Genomic DNA, 23,867 nt, shown 5'->3' on the forward strand with positions numbered 1-23,867 from the left:
CCCTCAGTTTACGCCGCCAAGGGCTTAAGGCTCTTGTTGATGAGCCACTGCTGCACCAAGCCGATCAGGTTGGAAAGGACCCAGTAGAGGGTCACCCCCGAGGGGAACTGCAGGACCAGGAAGATGAAGATCAGGTTCATGAAAAGGCTCTGCCGGATCAGGTCCTTGTTGCCGTGGGCGGAAAGCCAGGTGGAGAGGAAGGTGGAGGCCACGTAGAGGGCGGGGAGGATGTAGAAGGGGTCGGGGAGGGCCAGGTCGGGGATCCAGAGGAGGCCTTGGCCGAACTCGTAGTTGGCGATCACCTTCCAGAGGATGAAGAGGATGGGCATCTGGAGGAAGAGGGGCAGGCAGCCGGCAGCGGGGTTCACCTTGTGCTCCTGGTAGAGCTTCATGGTGGCCTCCGCCCGCTTGTTGGGGTCGTCCTTGTACTTCTCGTTGATCTTCTGGATGAGGGGCTGGAGGCGTTGCATCTCCGCCATGCTCTTGAACTGCTGGTGCATGAGGGGCCAAAGGAGGAGGCGCACCACCAGGGTCAGGAAGAGGATGGCCAGGCCCCAGCTACCCGTATAGCGGAAGGCCACCTCCATGAGCCAGAGGAGGCCCAAGGAGAGCTGTCCCCAGATGTTGGGGGCGAAGAGGCCAGGGAGGGGAAGAAGGCCTTCCACGTGGAAGCGGACCAGCTCGTTCTGCCCCCCGTAAAGCCTCAGGGTTTCCCCGGGAGCGAGGGTGAGGGTCCCCTCCTTGCCCACCAGTTTCCCCGCCAAGGGTTTCTCGGCAAAGGCCACCAGGGCGTACCCCGCCTTGGGCTTGGTCTGCCAGGCCAGGTAGACCATGGGACCCTCCCCGCTTGGGGTAGGTTCCTTTTGGCCCTCCAGGAGCACCTTAGGGCTTCCTTGGGCAGAAAGCCTTAGGGTGAGGGGGAAGTCGGCGGTAATCTGGACGGTGTAGCGGCCCTTTTCTATGCGGTAGGTGAGGGTGCCCTCTGCGCCTTGGAAACGGGCCAGGAGGCGGCCATCCTGCAGCAAAAACTCCGTTCTTTCCGGGGTGAAGCCCATGGGGGCTACCACGGGGCCATTGGTGGAGAGGTTAGGGGCCCGGGTGTAGTCGTTGAAGGCCGTGCCCTTGTAGGTCTTCACGTACCAGCCCACCACCTGGCCCTTTTGGTCAAAGGCCAGGTCCATGAGGTTGGTGACGGCCACCTTTTCCGGCACCCCGTCCCCGTTTACGTCCTGGTCCTTGAAGCCCGCCTCGAGGGCCATGGCGCTTAGGCCGAGCAGGAAAAGGAGGGGTAAAAGCCTTTTCATCTTGCCTCCTTCTGGGTCTTGACGGTGCTCCTGGGTGGGAAGACCAAGGGCACCGGGTCCAGCCCCCCAGGGTGCAGGGGATGGCACTTCAGGATGCGCCTGGCGGCCAGGTAGCTACCCCATAAGGCGCCATGGCGCTCCAGGGCCTCGAGGGCATAGGCGGAACAGGTGGGGTGGAAGCGGCAGGTCCTGGGTTTGAGAGGGGAGATGAACCTGCGGTAGGCCTTAACCAAAAGGATCAGTACGCCGCGCACGCCGCCTATTGTATCAGCCCGCTCTTCTTGAGGGCGCGGGTGAGGTCCTGGAAGAGTTCAGCATAGGTGGCCTCCCGGGCCTCGGGGCTGGCGATCACCAGGAGGTGGGCCTTGGGGAGGTGGAGACGGCGGAGGATTTCCCTCAGGCGGCGCTTGATGCGGTTGCGCACCACCGCCTTGCCCACCTTCTTGGACACCACGATCCCCACCCGTAGCTGGGCGGCGGGGAGCCACTTGACGTTTACAAAACGGCCCCGCCCAGCACGGCCTTGGCGGAGCCTCTGAAAGGCGCGATCGCCCTTTAGGGAAAGGAGTCTGCCCCCCTTAGGGGGGGCAGGCCTTAGGCGTTCACCCTGGGGGTGAGGCGCCAGCGGCCCTTCTGCCTTCTCCGCTTCAACACCTTCCTGCCGCCTGGGGTCCGCATGCGGGCCCGGAAGCCGTGGGTCTTGGCCCGTTTCCTCCGGTTGGGTTGCCAGGTCCTTTTCATCCATTGCCCTCCTTTGGGGCCTTGGCCCCCAATACCCTAAAGAGTGTAGCATAAGGAGGGCGGTAGAAGGTCTAACGGTTTTTTACACCTTGGCAAGAGTGCGTTGACATGGGCTGGGGTTCCCCTTATACTTCCCCCCAAACGGTTGTTAGGGAGGATCTCCGTGGCCCAGCTTGAGGTGGAAAACGTCACCCTAACCTTCGGCGGCGTGGCCGCCCTTACCTCGGTTTCCTTGGCGGTGGAGAAGGGGGAGCTGGTCTCCGTCATCGGCCCCAACGGGGCGGGGAAGACCAGCCTCCTAAACTGCATCTCGGGGTTTTACCACCCCCAGCGAGGACGGATCCTCTTTGAGGGACAGGAGATCACCCGCTCAAGCCCCCACGAGGTCACCCGGAAGGGCATCGCCCGGGCTTTCCAAAACATTGAGCTCTTCTCTGGCCTTACCGTGTTGGAAAACCTCATGCTAGCCCGGCACACCTACCTGGGCTACAACCTGTTCCAGGCAGGGGTTTTTTATGGGAAGGCCCTGGATAAGGAGGTGGAAAACCGCCGGATGGTGGAGGAGGTCATTGACTTCATGGAGCTGGAGCCTTACCGCAAGGCCCTGGTGGGCAACCTTCCTTATGGGGTCAGGAAGCGGGTGGAGGTGGCCCGGGCCCTTTCCCTCTCCCCCAAGCTCCTCCTTCTGGACGAGCCCATGGCGGGGATGACCCTGGAGGAAAAGGAGGACATGGTGCGCTTCATCCTGGAGATCCGGGCCCAAGGCACCACGGTAATCCTCATTGAGCACGACTTGGGCGTGGTCATGGACATCTCCGACCGGGTCTACGTGCTGGACTTCGGCCAGGTGATCGCCGAAGGACCTCCCGAGGAGGTGGCCAGGAATCCCCGGGTGCAGGAGGCCTACCTGGGGGTGGGAGCATGAAGGCCCTGAGGCCCTCCTACGAGATGAAGCGCTACACCCTGCCCCAGCTTCTGCGCCTGAGGGCGGAGGAGGAGGGGGACCGGGTGGCCTTGAGGGAAAAGGACTACGGTATCTGGAATGAGATCACCTATGCCGAGTATTATGAAAAGGTTCTTCTCTTCGCCCACGGCCTTCTGGACCTGGGGTTCCAACCCGGGGAGAGGCTGGCCATCATCGCCGACAACATCCCGGAGTGGCTCTATGCGGAGCTTGGGGCCCAGGCGGTGAGGGGGATCAGCGTGGGGGTCTACCAAAGTAGCCTTCCCCCGGAGATCGCCTACATGCTGGACTACACCGGGGCCAGCTTCGTGCTGGCCGAGGACCAGGAGCAGGTGGACAAGCTCTACGAGATCCGCAGCGAAATCCCCAAGGTCCGCCACGTGATCTACGAGGACCCCAAGGGCATGCGGGGCTACCGGGACCCCTGGCTCCTTTCCTTTGAGGAGGTGCTGGAGCGGGGCCGGGAACACCGGAGGAGGTATCCGGATGCGGTGGAGCGGTTGCTCCTCGAGGCCAGCCCCGAGGAGGTCTGCCACCTTTCCTCCACCTCCGGCACCACGGGAAGGCCCAAGGCGGCCATGCTCCGCCACCGCAACCTCATCCACATGGGGGTGGCCCTGCAGGAGGTGGATCCCCTTCTTCCTACCGACGACTACCTCTCCTTCCTACCCTTGGCCTGGATCGGGGAGCAGATGATGTCGGTGGCCATGGCCCTCACCGGGGGCTTTGCCGTCAACTTCCCGGAGGCGGTAGAAACCGCCATGCAGGACCTTAAGGAGATTGGCCCCCACGTGATGTTCAGCCCGCCCAGGGTCTGGGAGGCCATCCAGAGCAACATCTGGGTGCGCATGTCGGAGAGCTACGCCTTCAACCGTTTCGTCTACGAGAAACTCCTTAAGATCGGCTACCGGGCGGCGGAGTACCGCATGCGGGGAAAACCCATGCCCCTGGGGCTTCGCCTGGCCTACTGGGTGGCGGACCAGGTGCTCTTTAAGCCCTTAAGGGACCAGTTGGGCTTCTTGCGCCTGAGGCGGGCCTATACCGGGGGTGCCGCCTTGGGCCCCGATGTCTTCCGCTTCTTCCACGCCATCGGGGTTAACCTGAAGCAGATCTACGGCCAGACGGAGATCATCGGCATCGCCTTCGTCCACCGGGATGGGGATGTGCGCCACGATACCGTGGGCCTGCCCATTCCCGGCACCGAGGTGCGCATCAGCGAGGAGGGGGAGATCCTCTGCCGCTCCGATGCCGTCTGCGCCGGGTACTGGGAACGCCCCGAGGCCACGGCGGAGACCTTCCGGGACGGCTGGCTGCACACGGGGGATGCCGGCTACCTTACCGAGGATGGGCACCTGGTGGTGATTGACCGGCTTTCCGACGTCATGCGCACGGAAAGGGGGACGGTCTTCAGCCCGCAGTTCGTGGAGAACAAGCTGAAGTTCTCCCCTTATATCAAGGAGGCGGTGGTCTTCGGCGACCGCAAGCCCTACCTGGCGGCCTTCATCAACATCGATCCCCAGACGGTGGGCAAGTGGGCGGAGGACCGGGGGCTGGCCTACACCACCTATCTGGACCTTTCCCTAAAGCCGGAGGTGGCGGAGCTCATCCGCCAGGAGGTGGAAAAGGTGAATCGGGAGTTGCCCGAGGACCTCAAAATCCGCCGTTTTGTCCTGCTCTATAAGCTCTTGGACGCCGACGACGAGGAGCTGACCCGCACGGGCAAGGTGCGCCGGGGCCTCATCGCCAAGAGGTACGCCCCCTTGGTGGAGGCCTTGTACTCCCCCCTCGAGGCGGTGGAGGTGGAGGCGGAATACCGCTACCAGGACGGGACCGTCCAGCGGGTGCGGGCCCGGGTGCCGGTTTTGCACCTGCGGGAGGAGGTGGTGGCGTGAGCTTTTTCCTGCAACTTCTCTTTTCCGGGATTGTGCTGGGCTTGGTCTACGCCCTGGCGGCCCTGGGCTTCGTCCTCATCTACAAGGCCAGCCGGGTGGTGAACTTTGCCCAAGGCCAGTTCATCGCCATCGGGGCCTTTTTGGCCTACTGGGCCATGGTGTCCCTGGGGGCTCCTTTCCTATTGGCCGCGGCCTTGGCCTTAGGCCTCACTGCCCTCCTGGGTTTTGGCGTGGAGCGGGTTTTCCTGAAACGCATGGTGGGCCAGCCCATCATCGCGGTCATCATGGCTACCATCGGCCTGGCCTCCTTGCTGGACGGCCTGATTCACCTCACCCCTTATGGGGCGGGAAACTTTAGCTATCCCAGTTTCCTACCCGCTGGGGGGGTGACGCTTCTGGGGGTGCAGATCTCCTATGCCCAGCTTTTGGCCGTGGGCTTCACCCTGCTCTTTCTCCTGGCCTTCACCTGGTTCTTCCAGCGTTCCACCCTGGGGGTGGCCATGCGCAGCGTGGCCGACGACCAGATGGCGGCCATGAGCCTCGGGGTTTCCGTGGAAAGGGTCTTCGCCCTGGCCTGGGCGGCGGCGGGGCTTACGGCGGCGGCCGCGGGCCTGGTGGTGGGGACCATCTCCGGCCTCAACCTGGACGCCTTGGTGCACATCGGCCTGCGGGTTTTCCCGGTGGTGATCCTGGGGGGGCTGGACTCCATCCCGGGGGCGGTGGTGGCGGGGATTCTGATAGGGGTGTTGGAGAACCTGGCGGCGGGGTTCCTGGACCCCTATGTCCCGGGCGGGGGTACCCGGGACGTCTTCCCCTTCCTGGCGCTCCTTTTGGTCCTTTGGTTTAAGCCCCATGGCCTTTTCGGCACGGAGGAGATTGAGCGCGTATGAGAAACCCTTGGGCCCAGACGGGAAACTACCGCACCTCTTACCGGCAGGACACCAGCATCTTCGCCACCCACCGGGAGCTGGTTTCCTTGCTGCTCTTCCTGGGTTTTCTCCTGGTTCTCCCCCAGTTCCTCTCCCGAACCCAGGTCTTCATCCTGGACCTGATCCTGGTGTACAGCATCGCGGTCTTGGGGCTCAACATCACCACGGGCTATGCCGGCCTCATCAACATCGGCCAGGCGGCCTTCATGGGGGTGGGGGCCTACACGGCGGCGCTTCTGGCCCCCCAGGGGCTTCCCTTTTGGTTGGTGGTTCCCCTAGGGGGTCTGGTAGCGGCCTTCTTCGGCTTCCTGGTGGGGATCCCTAGCCTGCGGGTCAAGCACCTTTACCTGGCCCTGGCCACCTTAGCCTTCCAGGTGGTCTTTGAGTGGACCGTGGGGCACCTGCCCCTTCTGAAGCAGGGCGGGGCCATGGACATGCCCCGGGCCAGCTTCCTGGGGTATGAGGCGGGTTTTCGCAACCACTTTCACTTTTGGTACTACGTCGCCTTGGCCATCTTGGTGATCCTGGCCCTCTTCTTCCGCAACCTGCTTCGCACCCGCTACGGGAGGGCTTTGGTGGCGGTGCGGGATAACGACCGGGCCGCGGACGCCATGGGCATGGACCCGGGCCGCACCAAGCTCTTCGCCTTTGCCCTGGGCGCTTTTTACGCTGGGGTGGCGGGGGTGCTCTACGCCTACCTTTCCCGGGCCGTGGTCATAGAGGACTATACCTTTGCGGTTTCCATCAAGCTTTTGGCCATGGCCATCGTGGGGGGATTGGGTACCCTGGTGGGGAGTTTCCTGGGGCCGGCTTTCCTGGAGCTTCTGGACGTGAACATGGAGGCGCTTTCCAACCTCATCAAGGCCCTGGGGTTCAGCGTGGCGGGGGTGGACGTGGCCAGCGCCCTCAGGCCCTTGGCCTTTGGCCTCATCATCGTCCTCTTCCTCATGTTTGAGCCCAGGGGGCTTTACAACTGGTGGCGCCTGGTGCGAAGCTACTTCCGCACCTGGCCCTTCAAGTACTAGGCAACCCCCCCTTATGGGGTTGGCAATGGGAGGTGAGCGAGATGCGAAAGGTTTGGTTGGGTCTTGTAGCCATGGCGGGGCTGGCCTTGGGCCAGCAGCAGGTGACCATCCTGTGGTCGGGGGCCATCACCGGTCCCACCTCGGATGCGGGGGCGCCTTATGCCGCGGGGGTAGAGGACTACTGTAAGTACGCCAATGAAAGAAAGCTCATCCCGGGGGTGGTGCTGAACTGCCTGGTACGGGACGACCAGTACAACAACGCCAACACCCAGCGCTTCTTTGAGGAGGCCCTGGACCGTTTCAAGATCCCGGTTTTCCTCTCCTACGCCACCGGGGCCAACCTGCAGCTGAAGTCCTTGATCCAAGAGGTAAAGGTCCCCACCATTCCCGCCTCCATGCACGTGGAGCTCATTGACCCCCCCAACAACGAGTACTTCTTCATCCCCACCACCACCTACTCCGAGCAGGTGGTGGCCCTTTTGGAGTACATCGCCAAGCAGAAGAAGGGGGCCAAGGTGGCCCTAGTGGTCCACCCCTCGCCCTTTGGCCGGGCCCCGGTGGCCGATGCCCGCAAGGCGGCGGCCCAGCTTGGCCTGCAGATCGTGGACGTGCAGGAGGTGGGGGCGGGGAACCTGGACAACACCGCCCTCCTCAAGCGCTTTGAGGCGGCAGGGGTGGAGTTCATCGTGCACCAGAATGTGGCCGGGCCGGTGGCCAACATCCTTAAGGATGCCAAGCGCCTGGGGCTGGACAAGAAGATCAAGCAGCTTGGGGCCCACTACACGGGCGGCCCTGACCTCATCAACCTGGCGGGAGATGCGGCGGAGGGGTTCTTGTGGGCCACCAGCTTCTACATGTACCACGAGGACACCCCGGGTATCCGTTTGCAGAAGGAGCTGGGGGAGAAGTACAAGCGTTCCCAGGCCATCGTGGAGAGCGTGAACTACACCAACGGCATGCTGGCCACCGCCATCGCGGTGGAAGCCATGCGCCGGGCCCAGGAGCGGTTCAAGCGCATCACTGGGGAGACGGTCTACCAGGCCCTCATTGGCATGAACGGCCCCAACGCCTTTAAGCCGGGCTTTGCCGTTTCCACCAAGCAGGGCATTGAGATTGACTTCACCAAGACGGAGCGTACCGGGGCGGAGGGCTTGAGGATCCTCGAGGCCAAGGGCGGCCGCTTTGTCCCCATCACCGAGCCCTTCACCTCGGCCCTCTTCCGCAAGGTGCACTACGGCAAGTAGTCCGTTAGGCCCGGGGGGCAACCCCCGGGCATTCCTTTCGCCATGAGCCTGAACCCCACACGCCCCGAAGACTTAGGCCCCATCCTCCTTTTGGTCAACAACATCGAGGTGGTCTACCACGACATCATCCAGGTGCTCCGCGGTGTTTCCCTAAAGGTGCCCGAAGGGCGCATCACCGCCCTCTTAGGCCCTAACGGGGCGGGGAAGACCACCACCTTGAGGGCCATCTCCGGCCTCCTCATCCCCGAGGATGGGGAGGTGGTGAGGGGGGAGATCCTCTACCAGGGGAAGCCCATCCATAACCGCCCCCCCGAGGAGATCGTGCGGATGGGGATCGTGCAGGTGCTGGAAGGCCGCCGGGTCTTTAAGCACCTCACGGTGGAGGAAAACCTCTGGGTGGGCACCCTGACCCGAAAGGCCGTGCGCCTAAAGGAGGAACTGGAGCGCATCTACCACTACTTCCCCCGCCTGGCGGACCTCCGCAACCGCTTGGCTGGGTACTGCTCAGGGGGGGAGCAGCAGATGATCGCCATCGGTAGGGCCCTCCTAGCCAGGCCGCGCCTCCTCCTCCTGGACGAGCCTTCCTTGGGCCTGGCTCCCCTTTTGGTGCGGGAGATCTTTGACATCGTGGCCCGGGTGAATGCGGAGGAAGGGGTTACGGTCTTGGTGGTGGAGCAGAACGCCCGGGTGGCCCTTTCCATTGCCCACTACGGCTACATCATGGAAACGGGCCGGATCGTGCTGGAAGGGGACCGGGAGTACTTGCTGGAAAACCCCGACGTGCAGGAGTTCTACCTGGGGGTGGCCAAGGGGGGTGGGCGGAAAAGCTTTAAAGAGGTCAAGGCCTACAAGCGGCGAAAGCGGTTCATGTAGCCCGTTTGCGCGCAAGGAGCCCCCTCCTGTAAGGGAAGGCCAGGAAGCCGCCCGGCCCGCTATCATGAGGGGGATGGTGCGCTTTCGTGCCGAGGGGGTGCGCCTGGACCAGGCGGTGGCCGAGGCCTGTGGGGTGAGCCGCAGCCGGGCCCAGGAGTGGATCGCCCAGGGCCGGGTCCAGGTGGGGGAGAAGGTGGTGGCGAAGGCCTCCTACCGCCTTAAGGGGGAGGAGGTCCAGGTGTTCCCCGAGGAGGACAAGCCCTTCGTGCTTCCGGAGGACCTCCCTCTCCCCGTGCTCTATGAGGACGAGGACCTCCTGGTCCTCAACAAGCCCGCAGGCCTCCTCACCCACCCGGCCCCTGGGGTCTACACGGGTACCGTGGTGAACGCCCTTTTGGGCCGGCATTTCCCCCTCGAGGAGGCCGAGGCCTCCCGCCCCGAGCTGGTGCGCCCGGGCATTGTGCACCGCTTGGACAAGGATACCAGCGGGGTCTTGGTGGTGGCTAAGCACCCAGGGGCCCACGAGGCCCTGGCCAAGGCTTTCCGCGACCGGTTGGTGATGAAGCGCTACCTGGCCATCACCGAAGGGCATCCCCGGGAAGGGACCCTCATCGCCCCCATCGGCCGCCATCCCGTGGAGCGGCACAAGATGCATGTCGGGGGGATTGCGCCTCGGTATGCGGAGACCGAGTTTCGCATCCTGGCCACGGCGGGGGCGTTGGCCCTGGTGGAGGCCCGGCCCCATACGGGGCGCACCCACCAGATCCGCGTCCACCTGAAGCATTTGCAGGCCCCTATCCTGGGGGATGCGGTCTACGGGCGGCTAAGCCCCCACATCCCGCGCCAGGCCCTCCATGCCTATGAGCTCCGCTTCCCCCACCCCCGCACCGGCCGCATCCTGGAGTTCCAGGCCCCGGTGCCCGCCGATATGGTCCAGGCCTGGGAGGGGGTGGGGGGGAGGTGGCCGGCGGGTATACGATTGGAGGCGCTCCAGGCCCTAGGCCAAGGCCAGTAGGCCTTTTAGCGCCTTCCCCAGTCGGCGGATTCCCTCCTGGATCCGCTCCCCGTCCAAGGTGGCGTAGGAAAGCCTTAAGGTATTCTCCCCGCCCCCGTTGGCAAAGAAGGCTCCGCCAGGCACGAAGGCCACGTTTTCCTCTATGGCCCTTGCGAAAAGAGCCTCGGCGGATAGGCCTTCGGGCAGGGTCATCCAGACGAACATCCCCCCCTTGGGCCGGGTGTAGGCCACCTCCTTGGGCATCTCCTTCCCCAGGGCCTCCAGCATGGCCTGGGCCTTGGCCCTATAGGTGGCGCGGATCCTTGCCAGGCGCTCGGGGAAGCCCTCCTTCACCAGCTCGTGCACCAGGATCTGGTTGAGGACCGGGGTGTGCAGGTCCACCCCTTGCTTGGCCTGGGTCAGTTTGCGGATGACCTCCGGTTGGGCTACGACAAAGGCCACCCGAAGGCCCGGGGCCAGCACCTTGGAGAAGCTGCTGAGGTAAATGACCCCGGGATAGCCCACCTCCCGGGAAAGCTCAAAGAGGCTAGGCAGGCGGGTTTCTCCGAAGTAAAGCTCCCGGTACGCATCGTCCTCCACCAGGATGAGGCCCTGCTCCATGGCCAGTTCCAAAAGGCCTTTGCGGGCTTCCAGGGGCATTAGGCCCCCGGAGGGGTTTTGGAAGGAGGGGATGAGGTAGAGGAAACGGGGCTCTTCCCGGGCCAGGACCCTTTCCAAGGCTCCTAAGTCCGGGCCTTCCTCCCCTGCCGGCACCGTGAGGAAGCGGGGACCATAGGCCCGGAAGGCCTGGATGGCCCCCATGTAGCTGGGGGCTTCCAGCAGCACGGGGCTTCCCTCGTCCAGAAAGACCTTGCCCAAGAGGTCCAGGGCCTGCTGGCTTCCCGTGGTGATGAGGACCTCTTCCAGGCTGACCCCAAGCCAGTCCGCCACCCAGGCCCTTAAGGGGGTGTATCCCTCCGTGGGGCCATACTGCAGGGCCACCTCGCCCTTTTCCCTGAGGATTTCCGCTGCCTTTTCTGCCGCCTCCTCCTTGGGGAAAAGCTCAGGGGCAGGAAGCCCCCCGGCAAAGCTCAGGATGCCGGGGCGCTGGGTGAGTTTTAGCAGCTCGCGGATGGTGGAGGCCTGGATGCGCCCTGCCCGCTCGCCAAAACGGGTATTCCAGTCCAGGGTTTTCACCCACCCATTCTAGCGCTTAGGGCCCTCAGGGAAAGAGCTTTCGGTAGGCCTCGAGGGCGTACCGGTCCGTCATGCCGGCGATGTAGTCGCAGACTGCCCGTTCCAAGCCCCCTTTGGGGATCCGGGCCTGGACCTCTTTGGGGAGGATTTCCGGGTAACGGGTATAGGTGTGGAAAAGCTGTTCTAGAACTATTTCCGCCTTGCGCCGTTCCCTTAGGACCTCAGGGTGGCGGTAGAAACGCTCCCTGAGAAACCCTTTCAACTCCTGGTGGGCCTGCTCGGCCTCCGGGGTGAGGCGGGCCAGGCGCTGGGAGTGCCGGCGTACCTCTTCGGCGCTCCTTACCCCCGCCCGTTCCACCTCCTGGTGGATGGCCTCTATGGCAGCGGTGATGAGGAACCCCAGGAGTTGGCGCACCAGGATGCGGCGGGAAAGCTCGGTGAGCCGGGAGAGGTCCAAGCCTTCTTCCTGGGCCAGCTCCTGCAGAAAGGGGACCTCGGTAAGCTCCTCGGGGCGGAGGAGGCCGCTACGGAGGCCGTCGTCCAGGTCGTGGGCGGCGTAGGCGATGGCGTCGGAGAGATCCACCACCTGGGCCTCGAGGGTACCCTTCCCCGGGTATTCGGCCTTGAAACCGGTATCGTAGGCGGCCTCGTGGGTGGCGATACCCTCCAGGACCTCGTAGGTGAGGTTAAGGCCCTGGAAGCTGGGGTAGCGGACCTCTAGCTCGGTGAGGATCCGGAGGGCTTGGGCGTTGTGCTCAAACCCCCCGTGCCCCTGCATCAGGCCATTCAGGACCTTCTCCCCCGTGTGGCCGAAGGGCGGGTGGCCCAGGTCGTGGGAAAGGGCGATGGCCTCGGTGAGGTCCTCGTTGAGGCCTAAGGCCCGGGCGATGGAACGGGCCACCTGGACCACCTCGAGGGTATGGGTCAGGCGGGTGCGGTAGTAGTCCCCGGCCCAGTTGGGGAAGACCTGGGTCTTGTACTCCAGGCGGCGGAAGGCGGTGGTGTGCAGGATGCGGTCCCGGTCCTTCTGGTAAGGGGTGCGGTAGGGGGACTCGGGCTCCGGGTGCTGCCTTCCCCGGGTGTCCCGGGCCTTTTGCGCATAGGGGGCCAGGCGCTGGGCCTCCTCCTCCAGAAGCCTTTCCCGGTCTATCAGCATCTAAACCCGTTTGAAGAGCAGGACGGCGTTTTGCCCGCCGAAGGCGAAGGAGTTGGAGAGGGCGTAGGTCACCTTGGCCTCCCGGGGCTCGGGCACGAAGTCCAGGTCCAGCTCGGGGTCGGGGTCCTCCAGGTTGATGGTGGGGGGGATGACCCCGTGGTAGAGGGCCTGCGCCGTGGCGATGGCCTCAATCCCTCCCGCGGCCCCCAGGAGGTGGCCGGTCATGCTCTTGGTGCTGGAGACCATAAGCCTTTTGGCGTGCTCCCCAAAGACCTCCTTGATGGCCAGGACCTCGGCCCGGTCCCCCACGGGGGTGGAGGTGCCGTGGGCGTTGATGTAGCCCACCGCCTCGGGGTCCACTCGGGCATCCCAGAGGGCGCGGCGCATGGCCAAGGCGGCGCCTTTGCCCTCGGGGTGGGGCTCGGTGATGTGGTGGGCGTCGGCGCTCCGGCCAAAGCCCACCAGTTCGGCGTAGATCCTGGCGCCCCGCTTTTTGGCGTGCTCGTACTCTTCCAGCACCAAGACCCCCGCTCCTTCCCCCATCACGAAGCCATCCCGGCTTAGGGTGAAGGGGCGGCTGGCCTTTTGGGGTTCCTCGTTCCGGGTGGAAAGGGCCCGCATCACGGCAAAGGCCCCGATGGCCATGGGGGTGATGGCGGCCTCGGTGCCCCCAGCCAGCACGATGTCCGCTTCCCCCAGCTGGATCATGCGCAAGGCGTTGCCGATGGCATCCGAGCCCGTGGCGCAGGCGGTGACCGCGGTGGAGCTCGGTCCCATGAAGCCATAGCGCATGGCGATGTGGGCCGAGGCCATGTTGGCGATCATCATGGGGATGAAAAAGGGGCTGATGCGGTTTGGGCCCCGCTCCAGGAAGACCTTGCTCTGGGCCTCCCAGGTCTCCATGCCCCCGATACCCGTGCCCACCAGGGTCCCCACCCGCTCGGGGTCTAGGGCCCCGGGCTCCAGCCCCGCATCCTTAAGGGCCAGCTCCGCCGCGATCAGGGCGTACTGGACGAAGCGGTCCAGCCGCCGGAGTTCCTTTTTGTCTAGGAACGCCTCTGGGTTGACGTCCACCTCGGCGGCGATGCGCACCGGCAAGGTGGAGGCATCAAAGCGGGTGATGGGGCGCACCCCGCTTCTCCCGGCAAGTTGGGCCTTGTGGTAGGCTTCGGCCCCCACGCCGATGGGGGTTAAGGGGCCGAGGCCGGTGATGACCACGCGTCGCATGGGGGTAGTATACCGAAAGGAGCCAGGGAAAGGAGAAAGGGCGCGCGGATGCGCCCTCCTCGAGGCTCTAGTACCCGTGCCCTCTCCCCTAGGGATTTACCGGGGCCCCCACCTTGGCCAAAACCAGGGTGGGGCGGGGTAAAGCCTAGCCCAGCTTGGCCTGGATGAAGGCCACCGCATCCTTAACCGTGCGGATCTTTTCCGCCTCCTCGTCGGAGATCTCCAGGCCGAACTCGTCCTCCAGGCCCATGATCAGCTCCACGGTGTCCAGGCTGTCCGCCCCCAGGTCCTCAATGAAGCGGGCCTCGAGGGTGACTTTCTCCGGCTCCACCGAGAGCTTTTCCGCGATAACCGCCTTGACCTTTTCAAAGATTTCCTGCTCCGTCATGAAAACCTCCCTTGGGGATTTTACCACGGGGTCTAGCCCCGGGCCTGGCCCCCTCAATGGGGGGTGAGCCCCCCGTCCACGCACAGGGTCTGGCCGGTGATGTACCCGGCGGCCTCGGAGACCAAGAAGGCCACGGCCTCGGCCACCTCCTCCGGGCGGCCAAAGCGGCCTGCGGGGATGCTCTTCAGGTAGGCCTCTTGGACTTCTTTGGGAAGCTTTCCCGTCATCTCCGTTTCTATGAACCCCGGGGCCACCGCGTTCACCGTGATCCCCCTGGCGGCGTACTCCTTGGCCACCGCCCGGGTGAAGCCGATGAGCCCCGCCTTGGAGGCCACGTAGTTGGCCTGGCCGGGGTTGCCCAGGATGCCCACCACGCTGGTGATGTTCACGATGCGCCCGAAGCGGGCCTTCATCATGAGCTTGATGGCCTCGCGGGTGGTGCGGAAGACCGCGGAGAGGTTGGCCTCGAGGACCGCCTCCCAGTCCTCGTCCTTCATGCGGATGAGGAGGGTGTCCCGGGTGATGCCGGCGTTGTTCACCAGGGTGTCCAGCCCGCCCAGGATCTCCGCCGCGGCGTGGACCAAACCCGTGGCGGCTTCCGCCTCCAGGAGGTTGGCCCCCAGGACCCCCACCAGGGGGCTACCCAGCCTCCTGGCCTCCTCCGCCACCTCTTCCGCCTTCTCCCGGTTCTGGCCGTAGTGGATCACCAAGGCGTAGCCTTCCTGGGCCAGCCTCAGGGCGATGGCCCGGCCGATGCCCCGGCTGGCCCCTGTCACCAGTGCCTTACGCATCCTCCACCTCCAAGGCCTTTCTTACCCCTTCTGGGTCTCCCACGGAAAGGGCCTGGGCTTCCTTCAGGGTGCGGGCCACCAGGCCCTTGAGCACCTCGCCGCTACCAAACTCCAAAAAGCGCCGGAGGCCCCTCTTTTCCATATCCCTTAGGATCTCCACCCAGCGCACCGGGGCGGTGATCTGCTCCAGGAGAAGCGCACGGATGCGCTCGGGGTCCTCCTCGGGCTTGGCGGTCACGTTGGAGTAAACGGGAAAACGGGGTTTCCTTAGGGCCACCCCTGACAGGTCCCGGGCCAGGCGTTCCTTGGCGGGCGCCATCAGGGAGGAGTGGAAGGGGGCGGAGACCGGCAGGAAGACCACCCGGGCCCGTTTTTCCTTTAACCTTTCCGCCGCCTCTTCCACCGCCCCCTTCTCCCCGGAGATCACCGTCTGCTCGGGGGCGTTGAGGTTGGCCACCTCCACCCCCTCTAGCCCGGCCAAGGCCTCCTGGATGGCCTCGAGGGGAAGCTTTAGGATGGCGGCCATGGCCCCCTTTCCTGGGGGTACGGCCTCCTGCATGTACCGGCCCCGGAGGCGCACCAGCCTAAGGGCATCCTCCAGCCCCAGGGTGCCGGCGGCCACGTGGGCGGTCCATTCCCCCAGGGAATGGCCTGCGGCCAGAAGGGGTTCCTTCCCCCCGGCCGCCAAAAAGGCCCGGTAGGCGGCGTAGCCCACCGCCAGGAGGGCGGGTTGCTGGTTCTCCGTGAGGGTGAGGGCTTCCTCCGGGCCTTCCCACATGAGCCTTAGGAGGCCGGGCAAGGTGGCCTCGGCCCGGTCCAGGACCTCTTTGGCGGCGGGAAAGGCCTCGTAGAGGGCCTTTCCCATGCCCACCCGCTGGGAGCCTTGGCCGGGAAAGAGGGCGGCGTACATCAGGCTCCCCCCCAGGTGAGTACCGCCGCGGCCCAGGTGAGCCCGGCCCCAAAGGAAACCAGGAGCACGTGATCCCCTTCTTGGATCCGGCCGTCGTCCACCGCCTCCTTAAGGGCTAAGGGGATGGAGGCGGTGGAGGTGTTGCCGTAGCGGTCCACGTTCACCACCACCCGCTCCCAGGGAAGGCCCAGGCGCTCCCGGGCGGCGTCAATGATCCTCAGGTTCGCCTGGTGGGGCACGAAGACCTTGATGTCCTCCGGGGTGAGGCCGGCTTTCTCTATGGCCTCGAGGGTGGCGGTGTTCATCACCCGCACGGCGAACTTGAAGACCTCGCGCCCATTCATGTAGAGGCGGTTGCGCATGGAGGTGCCGTCGGGAAGCCTAGGGGCCACGCAGGCGTGGTAGAGCTCCTTGGCCCCGCTGCCGTCCGCCCCCAGCACGAAGGAGCGGAAGCCGAAGCCTTCCCGCACCCTTCCCACCACCGCCGCGCCCCCGGCGTCCCCGAAGAGGACGGCGGTGGCCCGATCGTTCCAGTCCAGGATCTTGGAAAGGGCCTCGGCTCCCACCACCAGGACCTTCCGGGCCAGGCCCGCCTCCACCAGGGCGTGGGCTTGGGCCAGGGCGTAAAGCCATCCTGGGCAGCCCGCCAACAGGTCGTAGGCGAAGCCCTGGATGCCAAAGCGGGCCTGGACCAGGGCGGCGGTGTCGGGGAAAAGGGCGTCGGGGGTGTTGGTGGCCACGATGACCCCGTCCACTCCCTCCAAAGCCCCCGGGTGCCGCTTGAGGAGGTCCTCCACCGCCTGGAAGGCCAGGTCCGAGGTGTACTCGTCCTGGGCGGCGATGCGCCGTTCCCGGATGCCGGTGCGGGTCACGATCCACTCGTCCGAGGTGTCCAAATAGGCCTCAAAGTCCTCGTTCCTCATGACCCTCTCGGGGACGTAAGCCCCCAGGGCCAGGATGCCGCTCATGCCTGACCTCCCGTCATGGGCACCACTATACCCACTAGCAGTGAAAAAAGTTGAGGCCCCGGGTTTAGGGGCCTCTTATCTTGACCCGGTCTAGACTTCCAGGACCTTGCGCCCGTCGTAGTAGCCGCACTCCGGGCAGACGGTGTGGGGGGGTTTGGGCGCCTTGCACTCGGGGCAGGGTACCAGGGTCGGGGGGGTCAGGGCGTGGTGGCTCCTACGGGCATCGCGCCGTGCCTTAGAGGTCTTCTTCTTGGGTACAGGATGCTTGGCCATCTCCAGTCCTCCAGGGGGGCTAAGGCCCCCGCTAAACCCCTGGTAGTATAGCAGACCCGCTAGAGTTCGGGAAGGAGGTCCTTAAGGCCCAATAAGGGGTGGTGGACCTCCGGCTCGTGGCCGCAGTCCACCAGGTTGCGGTCCGCCCCGCACACGGGGCAGAGGCCCTTGCATCCGTCCTGGCACAAGACGGTGTAGGGCATTTCGGTGACGAAGGCCTCGGTCAGGAAGGGAAGAAGGTCCAAGTCGGGCTCGCCAAAGGTGTAGTACTCCTCCTCCGCCTCCTCGTGGAAGACCACCTCGCCCAGGCCCTGCTGGTAGCGCAAAAGGTGCTGGAAGTGGGCGTGGATGGGGGTAGGGGTGGGCTTGAGGCAGCGGCGGCACTCCATGAGGGCCACGCCCTCCACCTCACCGGAAAGCCAGTACTCGTCCCCGCCCACGGCGGAAACCGCCACCTTCCAGGTGGCCTCGCCTTCCAAGGGGAAGCGCTCCTCCCCGACAAAGAAGGCTTCCTGCACCACGCCTGTGGCGCGAACCGTTCCTCCTTCTCGCAAGAGGCGGGCCAGATTGATGCTTGCCACCTCGCGGTATTCCATCCTTCTAAGTATAGCGCTCCCCCCTCCTTTCTCCTAGAGGGGAGGCATAAAGTTCCCAAGCGGTGTATGGGGTTTTCTGCTACCATGCCCCCCATGGAGCGGGTGGCCATCCTAGGAGTGCCCATGGACTTGGGTGCGGGGCGGCGCGGGGTGGACATGGGGCCTTCCGCTTTGCGCTACGCCCGGCTTGCCGAGGAGCTGGAGGGCTTAGGGTTCTGGGTGGAGGACCTGGGGGATGTGGGGGTGCCCCTGGCGGAAACCCTTAGGAAAGGGAGAACCCATGGGAATGGCCAGACCTACCTGGAGGAGATCCGCCAGGCGGCCCTCGAGCTTAGGGAAAGGCTCCGCTCCTTGCCGGAAGGGGTGTTCCCCATCGTGCTAGGGGGGGACCATTCCCTAAGCATGGGTTCGGTGAGCGGGGTGGCCCGGGAGCCCCTGGGGGTAGTCTGGGTGGATGCCCACGCGGACTTCAACACCCCGGAAACCAGCCCCAGCGGCAACATCCACGGCATGCCCCTGGCGGTGCTCTGCGGCCTGGGGCATCCCCGCCTGACCGAGGCCTTCCAGGCGGTGGACCCCAAGCGGGTGGTCCTGGTGGGGGTAAGGAGCCTAGACCCTGGGGAGAGGCGTCTCCTTATGGAAATGGGGGTTACCGTGTACACCATGCACGAGGTGGACCGCCTGGGGGTGGCCCGCATCGCCGAGGAGGTTTTGGAAAGGCTTGCTGGCCTTCCCCTTCACGTGTCCCTGGACGCCGACGTCCTGGACCCCACTCTGGCCCCCGGGGTGGGGACCCCGGTCCCGGGGGGGCTTTCCTACCGGGAGGCGCACCTGCTCATGGAAATCCTGGCCCATTCGGGCCGGGTGCGAAGCCTGGACCTGGTGGAGGTGAACCCCATTTTGGACGAGCGCAACCGCACGGCGGAGATGATGGTAGGCCTGGCCCTGAGCCTTTTAGGGAAACGTATCCTTTAGGGATTGGCGCCAGGGGTTGTGCCGGCTATATCCCCGTCAAAGCGTTGGTGGGTGGGGCCCTCCTCCTCATGGTTTTGGAAGGCCACCTGGTCCTTTCGCGGGGCTCCAGGGGGCCATTGAGCGCCGGCATGCGGCGGCACTGGAGCGGTACGTGGTCTTTTCCCGGCCTCGAGGCGGATGGCAATGCCGTCCTGGGGAAGGCCCAGGACTATCCTTTGCGGCTTTAGGGCTATTCTTCCCCCAGGCCTTGGTGGATGCCCTGCTTGCGCCCGGGGGTCTTGCCAGCCTGGGCACGGGAAGGAATCCCGGCGAGGCGGGACTGGAAGAAGGGGGCCAATGGCGGCTCAAACCGCAAGGGCTTTCCCGGGCCTTGGTCTACCGCCGGGAGGATCCGTAAACCGGTTGGGTCATGGGGCGCCAGGGGTTAAGTTAAGGTGCCGGGGGGTACGGATGGGGCTTAACCCCTAGCCTGGCCCCGCAGGTACCGTCCCAGCCTCTGCCCTCCCTGGAAGGCCAGGGCCAGGCTTTCCCAGGGAGGTTCCTTTTTGCGGTGGAGAAGGGGGTCCAGGGCCTCCTTGGCCCACTGGCTCACCAGCACCGGGAAGTCCAGCCCCGTTTCCAGGAAGTACGCCTCTGCCTCCCGCCAGGCCCCCTCGCTCCGGCGGAAAAAGGCGGAGAGGTCCTTGGGCGGCGGGGCCTCCGGCCAGAGGAAGCCGCTTACCACCCCCAGGAGCCAGGCCCCCCGGAGGTGCTTGGGCAAGGCCTGGGCCCCCCGGGCCACGTACCCCAGGGGATCCTTGTGCAAAAGCTCCCGCGGGAGATGGGCCAGGGGGTCCTCCATGCCTTGAGTGTAAACCTGGTGTGGGGAAAAGTCCCGGGCCCCAGGATACCTTCCGTACCCCAGGGCCGGAAGGCCACGGGCTTAGCCCGCGGCCAGGGCGGGGAGCACGGCTCCGGGAATGAGGCCCAGCAGGATGAGAAGAAGCGCTACCCCCAGGGCCACGCTCCGGGCCCAGGGACGGGGGTGGGCCTCGGCAGCCCCCTTCTGGAACACGGCCAAGCCCAAGGCCAGATAATAGTAGGCGCTCACCGCGCTGGTGAGGAGGGCCAGCACCAGGAGCCCCCACTGGCCTGCCTTGGCCGCTTCACTGAAGACCAGGTACTTGCCCCAAAAGCCCGCCAGGGGAGGTAGGCCCAGGAGGGAGAGGGAGGACACAAAAAGGCCCAGGCCGAGGAGAGGGTCCCGGTGGAAGAGGCCTTTGATCCGCTCTAGGGGCACCCGGTCGGGGGAGACCTCCGAGAGCACGGCGAAGGCCAGTCCCGTGGCCAGCACGTAGGTGAGGAGGTAGAAGCCCAAGGCCGTGGCGTTTCCCGTGTAGAGGGCCAAGGCCATGTACCCAGCGTGGGCGATGGAGCTATAGGCCAAAAGCCTTTTCGCCTCCTGCTGGCCCAAGGCGGCCAGGTTCCCCAGGATCACGGAGAGGGCGATGAGGAGGGTCAAGGCGTCGGGGACGCCCGGCGCGGCTACCCGAAGCAGGGCGGCAAAGGCGGCCGCCTTCACCCCCGTGGCCATGAAGAGCACCACCGGGGTGGGGCTACCCTGGTAGACGTCGGGGGTCCAGAAGTGGAAGGGGGCCAAGGCCACCTTGAAGCCCAGTCCCACCAGGAGGAGGCCCAGGGCGAGGGCGTAAAGGGGGCCTTCGCCAGGGGTCCCCGCCAGGAGGCTGCCCGTGGCCCCGTAGTGGAGGGCGGTGCCGTAGAGGAAGAAGGCGGCGGCCAAGGCCCCCAGGAGGAAGTACTTTAGGGCGGCTTCCAAACCTTCCCCTTTCCGCCAGGTGGCCAGGGCGTAAAGGGGGAGGGAAAGGGCCTCGAGGGCCACCAGCATCAGGATGAGGTTTTGGGTGGAGGCGAGAAGGTGCATCCCCAAGGCGGCGTAGAGGACCAGGAGGTAGAACTCAAAGCGCCGGCTCCGCACCAACCCCACGGTCCAGAGGGCTCCCAAAAGGGCCAGCAGGGTAAAGACCTGGGCGATGCCGTCCACCTGGTAGGGGCCAAGGGCGAAGGGCCTTCCCCAGGTGAGAAGGAGGGAAAGAAGGGCCAAGGAGAGCCCCAGGATGGTGAGCCGTTTGTAAAGGGGCACGGAAACGAAGAAGCCCAAAAGGGTAAGGGCCACGGAGAACACGGTGAGCACCATCAGGGTCATGCGCCACCTCCAAGGATCTTGGCGAAGGCCTCCGCCAGAGGCTCAAGGCCCTTTACGAAGAACCCGGGGAAGACGCCCATGAGGACCAAGGCGGCCACCGTCAGGAAGGCGAAGGGCCATTCCGCCCCCTTCAGGTCCTCCGCCCCCCTCGGACCCTCCTCCCAGAAGACCTTCTGGAAGGCGGTGAGGGCGTAGGCGGCCCCGGCGATCACCGAGAGGAAGGCGAGGGCGGTGAGCCAGGGGCTGGCCTTGTAGGCCCCAAGGAGGGTCATAAGCTCTCCCGGAAAGCCGGAAAGCCCCGGAAGCCCCACCATGGCCAGGAACAGGAAAAGGGCCAGGGCGCTCAGCCCAGGGGCGCTTTCGGCTAGGCCCCGGAAGCGCCCGATCTCCAGGGTGTGAAGCCTTTCGTAAAGCCTACCCGCCAAGAGGAAAAGCCCCCCCGTGTAGACCCCGCTGGCCGCCAGGAGGTAAAGCCCCCCCATGGCCCCTTCCGGGGTGCCGGAGAAGACCCCCAAGGCGGCCACCCCCATGTGGGAAACCCCGGCATAGGCCAAAAGGGTCTTGAAGTCCTTGGCGGAGAAGGCCACCCAGGCGCCATATAGGGCGGAGATGGCCGCCAGGAAGAGGAGAAGCCCCTGAAGTTCGGCAAATCCTCCCGGGGCTAAGGGGATGGCGAAGCGGAAAAAGGCGAAGACCCCCACCTTGTAGAGGGTGCCCATGGCGTCGGCGAGCCCCGAGGGATGGTTTTCCTGGTGGAAGAGGGGAAGCCAGGCGTGCAGGGGGAAAAGAGGTGTCTTGATGGCAAAGGCTAGGGCGAAGCCCAAAAACACCCAGAAGGCAACGCTTCCCCCCACCGGGTGGGCCAGGAGGTCCTCGAGGAGGAAGCTGGGGCTCCCCCCCAGGGCCTTCACCGCCAGAATGGCGGCCAGCATGGGCAGGGATCCCGCCAGGGTGAAGAGGAGGAAGGTGTAGAGGGCTTTAAGCCGCCCCTCACCGCCATAGAAGAGGAGCATGAGGAGGGCGGGGATCAAGGCCGCTTCAAAGAACAGGTAGAAGACCAAAAGGTCCCGGGCGGCGAAAAGCCCCAGGAGAAGGCCGGACATGAGAAGGGCCAGGCCCAAGAACCGGCCTTCCACCTGGGCCACCAAAGCCCCCAGGAAGACGGTAAGGCCGATGGTGAGGAAGAAGAGGGCGGCAAGCCCATCCAGCCCAAAGGCCCAGTAAACCCCGAACCCCGGAAGCAAGGGAAGGGTTACCTCGTGGGCCATTCCGCCCGGGTGGGTGAGGAAGAGGTAGAGGTTGAGGAGGAAGCTTAACCCCGCCCCCCAAACCCCCAGGGTGCGGGGAAGGCCTAAAAGGAGGAGACCGCCCAAGAGAAGGGGTAAAAGAATCGCCAGGATTACCACCGCATCACCCCCAGTAGCAGCAAGGCGCCCAGCACGAAAAGAAGGGCATAAACCCTTAGGTAACCGGTCTGCAGCCGAGTGATCCCTTGGCCTAGGCTACGTACCCCCCCGCCCAGGCCGAAGTAGCCGCGCAGGAGGCTACGGTCCCCCAGGAAGAGGGCCTCCGCCAAGGCCTTCAAGGGGTTCACCAAAAGGGCGTTGTACACCCGGTCCGCATAGAAGCTTTCCCGGCTCCAGGCTTCAAAGGTGAGGTACCAGGCAGGGAAGGTTTTCCGTTGGAAGAAGGTGAAGCCCAGCCAGAGCCCCCCGAGGGCCACCACCCCCGAGAGGGCGATGAGGCCCCATTCCGCTCCCAAGGAGAGGTGGTGGGCCTCCACCTCCGCCAGGGTGGGCTTCAAGAAGGGCTCGAGGAGGTTGGGCAGGGGATGGGGCAGGGCCAGGTACCCGGCCAGCACCGAGCCCAGGGCCAAAAGGTGGTTGGGCCAGAGCATTACCGGAGGGGCCTCATGGGGATGGTGGTGCCCCCGCTCCTCCCCCAGAAAGACCAGGACGAACCAGCGCATGGCGTACATGGCGGTGAGCACCGCCACCAGTAGCGCCCCCAGGTAGAAGCCCAGGCCGCCGAAGGGGTAGGTGAGGGTGGCGGTGAGGATGGCGTCCTTGGACCAGAAGCCCGAGAGGAGGGGCAGGCCCCCTAAGGCCAGGGCCCCGATGAGCCCGTGCCAGCGGGTTAGGGGCAGGTGCTTCCAAAGCCCGCCCATCTTGCGCACATCCTGTTCCCCACCCAAGGCGTGGATCACGCTCCCCGAGGCCAGAAAGAGGAGGGCCTTGAAGAAGGCGTGGGTGAAGACGTGGAAGAGGGCCACCCAGTAGGCCCCTACCCCGGCGGCCAGGAACATGTACCCCAGCTGGCTGATGGTGGAGTAGGCCACGATCTTCTTGATATCGGTCTGGCCAAAGGCGGAAAGGGCCCCGTAGGCGGCCGTGATCAAGCCTATGACGGCGATGGTGTAGGAAACGTCGGGGAGGTTGGCGTAGAGGAAGGAGCTACGGGCGATGAGGTAGACCCCGGCGGTCACCATGGTGGCCGCGTGGATCAGGGCGGAAACCGGGGTGGGGCCGGCCATGGCGTCGGGAAGCCAGACCATGAGGGGCACCTGGGCGCTTTTCCCCACCGCCCCCAGGAAGAGGAGAAGGCCTGCCAGGGCCAGCAGGCTGGGGTTTTTCAAGGGGCCTTCCAGGGCTTCTTTGAGCTCGCTGATGGAAAGGGTGCCGTAAAGGGCAAAGAGGATGGCCATGCCCAGCATGAAGCCCAGGTCGCCGATGCGGTTGACGATGAAAGCCTTGCGGGCGGAGTCCGCATACTGGGCGTTTTTATACCAGAAGCCGATGAGGAGGAAGCTGGCCAATCCCACCCCCTCCCAGCCGATGAACATCACCGGGTAGCTGTCGGCCAGGACCAGGGTGAGCATCATGGCGATGAAGAGGTTGAAGTAGGCGAAGAAGCGGCTGTAGCCGGGATCCCCCCCCATGTAGCCGATGGCGTAGACGTGGATGAGGAACCCCACCCCGGTGACGATGAGGAGCATGAAGCCCGAGAGGTTGTCCAAAAGGAGGCTGAAGGGGATTCCCGGGAGCCATTCCGCCTCATACCGGGCCCCACCCGAAAGGAGAAGGCCCACCCCCACCAGGAAGGAGGCCAGGACCAGTAGGGAGGCGACCACCCCGGGTAGGGGTTCCTTCATCTGCTTGCCGAAAAGACCCAAAAGGGCAAAGCCCAAGAGGGGAAGGAGGATGGTCAGGAGAAGCAT

At 65.1% G+C, this 23,867-nt stretch carries 26 protein-coding genes; 9 read left to right on the forward strand and 17 right to left on the reverse strand.

The features are described from left to right. Positions 1–8: 8 nt before the first annotated feature. Genes L0D16_RS03400 through rpmH form a run of 4 tightly spaced genes read right to left on the reverse strand, consistent with a single transcriptional unit; the run spans position 9 to position 2,045 of the window. Positions 9–1,304, reverse strand: coding sequence for a YidC/Oxa1 family membrane protein insertase (locus tag L0D16_RS03400; RefSeq protein WP_243030051.1), 1,296 nt, complete (start codon positions 1,302–1,304; stop codon positions 9–11). Continuing rightward, the gene (gene yidD / locus L0D16_RS03405) at positions 1,301–1,558 is read right to left on the reverse strand and encodes a membrane protein insertion efficiency factor YidD (RefSeq protein ID WP_243028494.1); all 258 of its coding nucleotides are present in this window, start codon (positions 1,556–1,558) and stop codon (positions 1,301–1,303) included. The genes L0D16_RS03400 and yidD overlap by 4 nt, the downstream gene beginning before the upstream one ends. Before the next feature lie 5 nt (positions 1,559–1,563). Beyond that, positions 1,564–1,929 (reverse strand): ribonuclease P protein component, encoded by a 366-nt coding sequence (rnpA, locus tag L0D16_RS03410; RefSeq protein WP_243030119.1) that lies wholly within the window; start codon positions 1,927–1,929, stop codon positions 1,564–1,566. Continuing rightward, positions 1,899–2,045 carry a 50S ribosomal protein L34 gene (gene rpmH, locus L0D16_RS03415; protein WP_015716485.1) on the reverse strand — a complete coding sequence of 49 codons (147 nt, stop codon included), beginning with the start codon at positions 2,043–2,045 and terminating at the stop codon, positions 1,899–1,901. Before rpmH ends, rnpA begins: the two co-directional genes overlap by 31 nt. A gap of 163 nt (positions 2,046–2,208) precedes the next feature. Here rpmH and L0D16_RS03420 point away from each other — a divergent pair, with 163 nt between their 5' ends. The 7 genes from L0D16_RS03420 (at position 2,209) to L0D16_RS03450 (ending at position 9,987) form a co-directional block, all read left to right on the forward strand. After that, positions 2,209–2,970 carry an ABC transporter ATP-binding protein gene (locus L0D16_RS03420; protein WP_243030052.1) on the forward strand — a complete coding sequence of 254 codons (762 nt, stop codon included), beginning with the start codon at positions 2,209–2,211 and terminating at the stop codon, positions 2,968–2,970. Continuing rightward, positions 2,967–4,901, forward strand: coding sequence for a long-chain fatty acid--CoA ligase (locus L0D16_RS03425; protein ID WP_243030053.1), 1,935 nt, complete (start codon positions 2,967–2,969; stop codon positions 4,899–4,901). Before L0D16_RS03420 ends, L0D16_RS03425 begins: the two co-directional genes overlap by 4 nt. Beyond that, a complete protein-coding gene (locus L0D16_RS03430) occupies positions 4,898–5,791 on the forward strand; it encodes a branched-chain amino acid ABC transporter permease (RefSeq protein WP_243030054.1) in 894 nt (297 codons plus the stop codon). The genes L0D16_RS03425 and L0D16_RS03430 overlap by 4 nt, the downstream gene beginning before the upstream one ends. Continuing rightward, positions 5,788–6,855, forward strand: a complete 1,068-nt coding sequence (locus L0D16_RS03435; RefSeq protein ID WP_243030055.1) for a branched-chain amino acid ABC transporter permease — start codon at positions 5,788–5,790, stop codon at positions 6,853–6,855. The genes L0D16_RS03430 and L0D16_RS03435 overlap by 4 nt, the downstream gene beginning before the upstream one ends. Positions 6,856–6,896: 41 nt before the next feature. Beyond that, positions 6,897–8,099, forward strand: coding sequence for an ABC transporter substrate-binding protein (locus L0D16_RS03440; protein ID WP_243030056.1), 1,203 nt, complete (start codon positions 6,897–6,899; stop codon positions 8,097–8,099). Between the two features lie 42 nt (positions 8,100–8,141). Further along, complete coding sequence (locus tag L0D16_RS03445) at positions 8,142–8,972, forward strand: ABC transporter ATP-binding protein (RefSeq protein ID WP_243030057.1); 831 nt, start codon at positions 8,142–8,144, stop codon at positions 8,970–8,972. Positions 8,973–9,045: 73 nt separating this feature from the next. Then, a complete protein-coding gene (locus L0D16_RS03450) occupies positions 9,046–9,987 on the forward strand; it encodes an RluA family pseudouridine synthase (RefSeq protein ID WP_243030058.1) in 942 nt (313 codons plus the stop codon). Here the strand turns inward: L0D16_RS03450 and lysN are convergent. The 9 genes from lysN to L0D16_RS03495 all read right to left on the reverse strand — a co-directional run bounded on the left by lysN (position 9,970) and on the right by L0D16_RS03495 (position 17,472). Then, positions 9,970–11,163, reverse strand: a complete 1,194-nt coding sequence (gene lysN / locus L0D16_RS03455) for a 2-aminoadipate transaminase (RefSeq protein ID WP_243030059.1) — start codon at positions 11,161–11,163, stop codon at positions 9,970–9,972. The two genes, L0D16_RS03450 and lysN, sit on opposite strands and share 18 nt — an antisense overlap. 25 nt (positions 11,164–11,188) lie before the next feature. Then, entirely contained in the window at positions 11,189–12,319 is a 1,131-nt protein-coding gene (locus L0D16_RS03460; protein ID WP_243030060.1) for a deoxyguanosinetriphosphate triphosphohydrolase, read from the reverse strand. Further along, positions 12,320–13,546, reverse strand: a complete 1,227-nt coding sequence (gene fabF, locus L0D16_RS03465) for a beta-ketoacyl-ACP synthase II (RefSeq protein WP_243030061.1) — start codon at positions 13,544–13,546, stop codon at positions 12,320–12,322. It lies immediately after the preceding gene. Positions 13,547–13,691: 145 nt separating this feature from the next. Next, positions 13,692–13,934, reverse strand: a complete 243-nt coding sequence (acpP, locus tag L0D16_RS03470; protein WP_243030062.1) for an acyl carrier protein — start codon at positions 13,932–13,934, stop codon at positions 13,692–13,694. A 53-nt stretch (positions 13,935–13,987) separates the two neighbouring features. Beyond that, positions 13,988–14,725, reverse strand: a complete 738-nt coding sequence (gene fabG / locus L0D16_RS03475) for a 3-oxoacyl-[acyl-carrier-protein] reductase (RefSeq protein WP_243028508.1) — start codon at positions 14,723–14,725, stop codon at positions 13,988–13,990. Further along, complete coding sequence (gene fabD, locus L0D16_RS03480; protein ID WP_243030063.1) at positions 14,718–15,635, reverse strand: ACP S-malonyltransferase; 918 nt, start codon at positions 15,633–15,635, stop codon at positions 14,718–14,720. The genes fabG and fabD overlap by 8 nt, the downstream gene beginning before the upstream one ends. Then, positions 15,635–16,603, reverse strand: a complete 969-nt coding sequence (locus tag L0D16_RS03485; RefSeq protein WP_243030064.1) for a beta-ketoacyl-ACP synthase III — start codon at positions 16,601–16,603, stop codon at positions 15,635–15,637. The genes fabD and L0D16_RS03485 overlap by 1 nt, the downstream gene beginning before the upstream one ends. A gap of 90 nt (positions 16,604–16,693) precedes the next feature. Beyond that, entirely contained in the window at positions 16,694–16,876 is a 183-nt protein-coding gene (gene rpmF / locus L0D16_RS03490; RefSeq protein WP_243028511.1) for a 50S ribosomal protein L32, read from the reverse strand. A gap of 59 nt (positions 16,877–16,935) precedes the next feature. Continuing rightward, on the reverse strand, positions 16,936–17,472 hold the full coding sequence (locus L0D16_RS03495) for a YceD family protein (protein ID WP_243030065.1): 537 nt from the start codon (positions 17,470–17,472) through the stop codon (positions 16,936–16,938). An 84-nt stretch (positions 17,473–17,556) separates the two neighbouring features. On the opposite strand from L0D16_RS03495, the gene rocF reads away from it, so the two are divergent. Both rocF and L0D16_RS03505 read left to right on the forward strand, forming a co-directional pair. Further along, a complete protein-coding gene (gene rocF, locus L0D16_RS03500) occupies positions 17,557–18,447 on the forward strand; it encodes an arginase (RefSeq protein WP_243030066.1) in 891 nt (296 codons plus the stop codon). A gap of 247 nt (positions 18,448–18,694) precedes the next feature. After that, complete coding sequence (locus L0D16_RS03505) at positions 18,695–18,844, forward strand: hypothetical protein (RefSeq protein WP_243030067.1); 150 nt, start codon at positions 18,695–18,697, stop codon at positions 18,842–18,844. A 60-nt stretch (positions 18,845–18,904) separates the two neighbouring features. Here the strand turns inward: L0D16_RS03505 and L0D16_RS03510 are convergent, their stop codons facing one another. From L0D16_RS03510 to nuoL, 4 genes are all read right to left on the reverse strand, one after another. Then, positions 18,905–19,288 carry a hypothetical protein gene (locus L0D16_RS03510; protein WP_243030068.1) on the reverse strand — a complete coding sequence of 128 codons (384 nt, stop codon included), beginning with the start codon at positions 19,286–19,288 and terminating at the stop codon, positions 18,905–18,907. 81 nt (positions 19,289–19,369) lie between these two features. Continuing rightward, entirely contained in the window at positions 19,370–20,650 is a 1,281-nt protein-coding gene (locus L0D16_RS03515; protein ID WP_243030069.1) for an NADH-quinone oxidoreductase subunit N, read from the reverse strand. After that, the gene (locus L0D16_RS03520) at positions 20,647–22,056 is read right to left on the reverse strand and encodes a complex I subunit 4 family protein (RefSeq protein ID WP_243030070.1); all 1,410 of its coding nucleotides are present in this window, start codon (positions 22,054–22,056) and stop codon (positions 20,647–20,649) included. The genes L0D16_RS03515 and L0D16_RS03520 overlap by 4 nt, the downstream gene beginning before the upstream one ends. After that, entirely contained in the window at positions 22,050–23,867 is a 1,818-nt protein-coding gene (gene nuoL / locus L0D16_RS03525; protein WP_243030071.1) for an NADH-quinone oxidoreductase subunit L, read from the reverse strand. The genes L0D16_RS03520 and nuoL overlap by 7 nt, the downstream gene beginning before the upstream one ends.

Source organism: Thermus altitudinis (assembly GCF_022760835.1).
GTDB lineage: Bacteria > Deinococcota > Deinococci > Deinococcales > Thermaceae > Thermus > Thermus altitudinis.